5 protein-coding genes are annotated in these 5,328 nt (G+C 64.6%); 2 read left to right on the top strand and 3 right to left on the bottom strand.

Annotated elements, in window-relative coordinates; all coding sequences use genetic code 11:
* Positions 1-199 precede the first annotated feature (199 nt).
* The 3 genes from ACIBX3_RS61050 to ACIBX3_RS61040 all read right to left on the bottom strand — a co-directional run bounded on the left by ACIBX3_RS61050 (position 200) and on the right by ACIBX3_RS61040 (position 2,340).
* Entirely contained in the window at positions 200-757 is a 558-nt protein-coding gene (locus ACIBX3_RS61050) for a DUF4240 domain-containing protein (protein ID WP_397130003.1), read from the bottom strand.
* Between the two features lie 359 nt (positions 758-1,116).
* The gene (locus ACIBX3_RS61045; RefSeq protein WP_397130002.1) at positions 1,117-1,527 is read right to left on the bottom strand and encodes a hypothetical protein; all 411 of its coding nucleotides are present in this window, start codon (positions 1,525-1,527) and stop codon (positions 1,117-1,119) included.
* A 339-nt stretch (positions 1,528-1,866) separates the two neighbouring features.
* On the bottom strand, positions 1,867-2,340 hold the full coding sequence (locus ACIBX3_RS61040; protein ID WP_397130001.1) for a hypothetical protein: 474 nt from the start codon (positions 2,338-2,340) through the stop codon (positions 1,867-1,869).
* 165 nt (positions 2,341-2,505) lie between these two features.
* Between ACIBX3_RS61040 and ACIBX3_RS61035 the strand changes: the two genes are divergently transcribed.
* Positions 2,506-2,943 (top strand): hypothetical protein, encoded by a 438-nt coding sequence (locus ACIBX3_RS61035; protein ID WP_397130000.1) that lies wholly within the window; start codon positions 2,506-2,508, stop codon positions 2,941-2,943.
* 447 nt (positions 2,944-3,390) lie between these two features.
* Entirely contained in the window at positions 3,391-5,007 is a 1,617-nt protein-coding gene (locus tag ACIBX3_RS61030; protein ID WP_397129999.1) for a serine/threonine-protein kinase, read from the top strand.
* The last annotated feature ends 321 nt before the right edge of the window (positions 5,008-5,328 follow it).

The raw sequence follows: 5,328 nt of genomic DNA, 5'->3' as shown, positions 1-5,328 counted from the left end.
CGTCCTCCAGGTCGATCTCCGTCGATGCCTGGATCACAGTACTCATCAGGTGCGTTCTCCTTGATCAGGAGTTACACCGAAGACCGTACAGTCCCTCCCCGGAAGATTAGACGACCATAGGAAGCGGTCGAGGTGGGACTGTCCTGCACGATGGCCCCACAGTTGCTAGAGCGGTGTCACGTAGTTAGTGCGCTTGTCCTCAACTGGCCGGTAGGAAGAGCGCCGCCAGTCGGGGCAGGCGCTGACGCAGCTGGGCGTCGTCGTCGAAGTCGAAGTCTTCGCCCATGTCGTCCCCTGTGGCCCGGTCTACTACTGCTTCCTCGCGAGCCGCCAAAGCCTCGTAGAAGGCATCTACATCGCCATCGGTGTGCCGTTCGTAGGCGGCGTTGACCGCAAATTGAACTTCTTCGTAGAAGATGGCACGCTCGTCGCCCTGGGCTGCGGCTTCAATAACGGCCGGGTGGCCGGCCAGGTTGTCGGGGGACTGCGCCGCCCTCTCAAACCAGCCACGGCCCAACGCGATCAACCCAGCCCGGAAGTCGCTGAAGCTGTCATCCGAGCACCCGCCACCGATCAGATAAGCGGCAGCCCAGACGTCCCACCGATGCACCGCGCCTTCTACCTCATCGAACCGCTCCTGGAAATCAAGGATCTCCTCCATCGAGAGAGCAGCAAGTCGATCAACGAGTGCCTCATCGATAGGCTTGGCATCCGTGCGGGCGGACTCGACAATGCTCCAGAATTCGTCCAGATTCACGCAGACACTTTGCCACAACAGTCTGCTAATGCGGTTTGGTCCCACTTGTATCGCCGCCACGACTCGAAGAAGATCCGGGATATACGCGGGATGATTCCGTACGCCAGTGAGTGAGCTAAGGCTGTAGCACCAGTTCAGACCTGCTCCGAGGCCTCAATCACCGACCCGCTGTAAAACCGTCGGCTCAGCCTACGCAGGTTCGCACCTTGCATATGCCGCCAGCAGTAAGTGCAGCTCAGAGCACCTTTCGAGAGGCCTCGTTGCATGTCCGGGGTAAGCAGCCCCAGGGCCTTGGCCCGCTGCCTTGCAGGTGGACGAGGTAGACGGGAAGACCAGGCAGGGAACGCTCTGTGTCCTGACTACAGCTCCATGCGACGAGGGAATGCATCTGGCCGCCCGTAGGAGAAGATGCGTCGGAGAGCGCCGCGCAGTTCCTCGCGCGCATGAGCCTCAACATCCAGTGTGACGTCAATGATGTGGTCGTCGAAGCCGTAGAGACTGGCCGCAGCGTCGTCGAGCACCACCGTTAGCCGCTGATCGTCCATAACGATCTCCCTCACGCAGCCATAGACAGCCACCCCATTGTCTACGACAAGGCAGTGGGTGTAATCGTCGTCGATCTCCTCATCGTCCTCGACCTCGTAGAGCGAGCATTGAAAGATCAGGCTCTGGCCGGTCCCGTCGAGGTTCTCAGCGACGCCGGCCGACAGACACTCAATCTCAAGGTCTTCATCGACCCCTGCGACGTGAGCAGTAAAGGTGAGAGGCATGTCGGGAGCCTATTGACCGGTCCTTGTCAGTGGCAGCGTAGTGATCGCGCTGATACCGCGCTTCCGACGGCAGCGGCACCCAATATTGCCGGATGATCTCAGCCACCGAACTCGATCCGGTACGAGGCAGGAGCCCTACCACGCGCCCGACGATCGTGCCGATAAGGAAGAGGTCGCCGCTCCCGGCCTGGGAGCCACCTTGGGAGCCACCCGAACGGACGATAATGAATTGACCCGAACGAACCTGAACGGCGAGGCGACCGTCGGCCAGCGCGGCGAACGATCCTGAACGGCCCTGGAGATCGTTTGGGGACGTACGGATCAGAAGGTGGGTCTAGATCAAGGCGCGGCGAGCTCACCCGTGCGGAGCAGCACGAGTGCTTCTTCGTGCCATTCGCAGCGGTCGCCGGCCGGGGGCAGTTCGACCCCTGCACGTCCGGCCGGGGCAGAGAACTCTTGTCGAAGCTGTTCTACGAGCTGTTCGGCCTGTCTGAGCGTTTCCTGTAGGTCGTCGGGGGCGTCCACGCTGAGGCCAAGAACGGTCGCCCCGTCACGAGTGATCGTGATCATGGCCTGGTAGTGGTCGCGAGCCCTGAGGTAGAGCGTGAAGGCGTCATCCCCGTCTTCGGAGCGCAACTCGTCGAGGGCATTGTCATCTGCGTCGTCCGCGATGCCCAGGACATGAACCCGGGTGAAAGCGTGGAGCCGCTCGTCCCCAGGCTCGTCCACGTTGACGTAGCTGTCGATGAATCGCCCGAAGACCGCGGGGCTCTGCTCCGGCACCCACACATAGACGTCGAGACATGGCGGCACTGACCTAGCGTAGATCTTCACGGCCTGCCGTGACGTGCAATATGCGTGCAATGATCATGATGGCGAGGGGCCGCAAACATGCTGCCCACCAGGTCAGAAGACGTGTCGCCGGAAGAACAGTCACGAGCTGTAAAGCCGAACCCTACGGCCATACACTCGTGCGCCATGGCGATCGACACGTCGGGCGATCTCTGGCGGGGTGAAGACTTCGAAGATCTCGCCGACCTTCTCCGCGAGCACCAGCCGGGTGGCTACGCCGTCCAGCAAGTGAGTGAGGCAGTGTGCGCCGGATGCGCAGGCAAGCACTTCAACGTCATGGCCGATGACGTTGAAGGTTGCGTACAACGTATCTGTGTCGCCTGCGGGGACGCCTCTTATATTGCCGACAGTGCCGACTACGTGGATGAGGCTGACCTCGGAGAGTGTGCTTGCCCATGTGGAGGCGAGGAGTTCGCTGTAGCAGTGGGGTTCGCCTTCCGCAGTGACGGTGAAGTGCGTTGGATCAGCATTGGCTTGCGCTGCCTGAGGGACGGAAGCCTAGGCGTATACGCAGACTGGAAGATCGACTACAGTCCCACCGCTCACCTACTGGAACTGACCTGATCGCACCGCTCTACTGCGACACCCAACCGCACCACTCCTCCCACAAGATCCGGAACATACGCGGAACGGGAGGGGGAGCGCTTGATCACGCCGGTGCTCCCCCGCAGGTCACGACGCAAGCCGCAGACGAAAGCAACATCCACTTTTAATCCGTAGGTTCCGGGTTCGAGCCCCGGGCGCCCTACCTCAATGACCTGGGCGGACTCCCCGATCTCCATGATCAGAAGGTCCGCCCGGTTGCATTTCTAGTTGCAGTTATCCCCAGAGTGCGCGGCCCATGCGGGCTGCTGCGTCCGTTGAGAGCGTCGCCGTGATGTGGGTGTGGCGCCGCGCGGGGGGCGTCCGATGGTGCCGTCTGCCGTAGTGATGTGCACGTGCTTGTACGGGGAGAAAACGGCTCTTATCCTGGCTTCCGCACTACGACATCGAGATGATCGAAGGTGGGCCGTGAGCCCGCGTCCCCTGCATCCGGAAGAGCCTGAGCGCATTGGCGACTATCGGCTGAGCGGCGTGCTCGGCGAGGGCGGGCAGGGCGTGGTGTATCTCGCAGAGACGCCGTCGGGCGCCCGGGTCGCGATCAAGGTGCTGCACCGCAGGGAGGCGATGGACGCCGAAAGCCGTCGCCGGTTCCTGCGCGAGGCGGACACCGCCCGCCGGGTGGCACTCTTCTGCACCGCCCGCGTGCTCGATGTGGGCGCGCTCCATGACCGCCCCTATGTGGTCAGCGAGTTCATTCCCGGCAGATCTCTGGCCGAGGTGGTCGCCGCTGACGGCCCGCGTGCCGGCAGCGGACTGCACCGTCTGGTGGTCGCCACGCTGACGGCCCTGGCCGCGATCCACCGGGCCGGGGTCGTGCACCGCGACTTCAAACCCGACAACGTGATCTTGGGGCCCGAGGGTCCGGTGGTCATCGACTTCGGCATCGCCCGCGCCGTGGACCACACCACGACTGCGGCTGGGCTCGTGGGCACCCCCGCCTACCTGGCCCCCGAGCAGTTCATCGGGCAGGCGCCCAGTGGGGCGTCGGATGTGTTCGGCTGGGCCTGCACGATGACGTTCGCCGCCACCGGACGCCCGGCCTTCAACGGCGCGACGATTCCCGCGCTCATGTTCGCCATCACGGCCCGCGACCCGGACCTGTCCGGCGTGCCGGACGAGCTCCGCCCGCTGCTGGCCGCCTGCCTGGACAAGAACCCCGGTGCCCGGCCCACCGCCGCCGACCTGCTGCGCAGCTTCACCGAAAGCGATCCACACGATGCCGGCCGCGCATCCTCGGCGGACACGCCAACCGTCACGGCCGTCTCGCCGCCCGGCCGAGAACCGTCCACCTCGATCCCCTCGAAGTCGCGGCGGTGGCTCCTGGGAGTCGCGGCCGGTCTTACGGCGCTGCTCATCACGGGCGTGATCCTCGTGCTGCAGCGTGAGGCGCCGGCGAGTGGCACGCTTCTCTACAGCGACGACTTCGGCAATCGGGATAACTGGGACGGCTACACCTTCAGCCCAGACGCCGAGGGAGACAGCCGCACCATGCGCGGGTACGAGATCGACCGGGGCGTCTACTCGCTCATGGCCGACAAGAGCTACCCCAGCAATGCGTCCCTGTCTCCCGTGCCGGCCAAGAATGCCTCCACCGTCGAACGCCAGGTGATGATCGGCGTGACGGCCGAGGTGCGGGAGGGCTCGACGGGCCGGGCGAGCTTCGGCCTCTTGTGCCAGTGGGACGAAGACGTGCCCAACGGGTACGCGTTCATGCTCGGCCTCGACGGCACCGCACGCGTCATCAGAACCGCCCGAGGGACCAATCTCGACGTGACGCCTCCCGTACAGGCCGAGGCGCCACGGGCCGGGGAGAAGGTCCGCATCGAGGCCGCCTGCCGGCAGGCCGACGCGGGAACCCGCCTGACGCTGTGGATCGACGGAACCCAGACGATCGACGTCGTCGACTCCGAGCAGCTTCCCGACGGCTCGGCCGGTCAGGCCGGCCTGGTCGCGCGGGCGCCGGAGGCCGGAGGCGGGGTCGTCACCGTGTCGTTCGACGACTTCAGCGTCCACCGGCCCCAGTAGAAGGTGGGGGCTCATCGCGTGCGTTGAGGGGGCTGCGCTTGGGGGAGCCGGCAGATCACGATCATGCCCACCGGCCGGCTCAGCCGACCCCTCCGCGCGGCCAGTCGCCAGGGCCGGCGAGGGGCTCGAGCCGACGCCCTGGAGGGCAAGAGCCGGCAAGTGGGCGGGACCGGCATTCGTCATCTGTGTGGGACGGGCGCGTGAGGGCACCCGTTGATGGCGCTCTGTGATTTTGACCAGGGCTGCTCTGCGGAAATTGCCAGGTCGTTGGACTTCATAGTACGGCTTTAGTTGATGTTCGTCACGGATTGTGACGGCGTG

It is taken from the genome of Nonomuraea sp. NPDC049480 (assembly GCF_044465905.1).
Lineage (GTDB): Bacteria > Actinomycetota > Actinomycetes > Streptosporangiales > Streptosporangiaceae > Nonomuraea.
This window is presented reverse-complemented; position numbering and strand designations above follow the sequence as displayed.

Bases quoted from the DNA above. Each gene is read 5' to 3' on its own strand.
- ACIBX3_RS61045 (WP_397130002.1), bottom strand. From the start codon at position 1,527: ATGCCTCTCACCTTTACTGCTCACGTCGCAGGGGTCGATGAAGACCTT.
- ACIBX3_RS61035 (WP_397130000.1), top strand. From the start codon at position 2,506: ATGGCGATCGACACGTCGGGCGATCTCTGGCGGGGTGAAGACTTCGAA.